The sequence below is a fragment of the Candidatus Obscuribacterales bacterium genome (assembly GCA_036703605.1).
Lineage (GTDB): Bacteria > Cyanobacteriota > Cyanobacteriia > RECH01 > RECH01 > RECH01.
This window is the reverse complement of the sequence record DATNRH010000018.1, coordinates 1-1365: the sequence shown is the minus strand read 5'-3', so window position 1 is coordinate 1365 and position 1365 is coordinate 1. Positions and strand designations below refer to the sequence as shown.

At 53.0% G+C, this 1365-nt stretch carries 1 protein-coding gene; it reads right to left on the bottom strand.

Translation table 11 applies throughout. The features are described 5' to 3' along the window. A partial coding sequence (locus V6D20_00540) for a hypothetical protein (protein HEY9814284.1) occupies positions 1 to 209 on the bottom strand: 209 nt, incomplete at its 3' end. Between the last annotated feature and the right edge of the window lie 1156 nt (positions 210 to 1365).

Below are 1365 nucleotides of genomic sequence, written 5' to 3'. Positions count from 1 at the left end.
TTGCACTGGTGCACCTCGCTCCAGCTTCTCCGCTCGGGTAGGACCCGGCACAGCAGACATATGTACACGCCAGCAGTCTCATGCTCTGAGTACTCTGCCTCATCATTGACATTGTCGGAATTCTCTGCACTGCCGCTTTCGCTCTCGTCGTAGTTGTAGAACGCCTCAGCCTCCTCCCAGCTGTAAACATTGTGCTCAGGTGGCTCCAACGCCTGCAGCCACTACACTGAACAAGGGCACTGTGATCGTCAGCATTGAGCCCGCAGGGACAGAGCGTCGATCTTTCTCTGACTGAAGCTGGCTCCTCGCCCCAGTCCATGTCAGCATCAGGCGCTTCTGTTACATCAAAGGCTCCTATTGTAGCGTAGGCCCTACAATTATGTGAACAATCGTACTGACTCTGAATGCACACGCTCCTGGTGGTAGGGGGACAGAACATGAGAAGCAACATCTTCTACGTAGACGTTGCAGGTGGCGCAGAGTACGCGATCTCCCGCATAATTACTAGAGGGACATTCATGTACATGTTCAACATGCCTAGTCGCCTCATTGAGAGTTGAAAACGACGTAGGATCGATGCATAGGACGATAGTGCCTAATTGGCGTTGCCGCCGGAAAAATGCGGCTTGCACGTTTTCGTTGCATCAATGAATTTATGGTTGGCAATGTTATGCTTGCTGGAGCGTCCCAAGTCACTCAACGAACGCAACGCGAGCTTTGCGGCGGTGTCGGGTGTCCAACGTGTCAACATATATGCTGCTTGGGATACCTCAAAGGTATCACAACCAGGGATGAACCATAACTTTTTTCTTCACGACCAATCTCAGTTTATAAGGACTCGCTCATGCAGTGTACTAGCCAGCAACTCGAGCATACGCGCGTACCTCAGACGTATCCCAAAGCACCCCGGTAACATCCCAAATTCACCAATAGGCAGGTTTTCATCCAATGGCAAGTTATTCTTCTAGTCCCAACCTGCTTCCTCTTCGTCTTTCCCAGATCCTCTTCCCAGAAGAAACCTCCAAGCAAGCTTGGGGTGAGTTGGGGGCGAGTCGGGGGTGACCTAGGGTAACTCAGGGATATCCCATTTTTTGCCCCAGTCTGCCGTACCCCTGACATACCTCACGCGCACGCTGGTGGCCCCACCGCCGTGTAGCCAACTTGCCCCGGTTCCATCCCAAGCGCGGCCGAGGTTTTGGGATACGGCGGGGGTCGATTCTGGAAGTCCCTCGATCCGTCGTGGTCCTTGACTCCTGCAGGGAGGGCGTACAATTATCAGTCCCAGATTTCCAAACCACGCCAGGCTTGTCACAGGATTAGGATAGTATGCCTCAAAATGGCATGATCTTGACCAAACGCCGCATG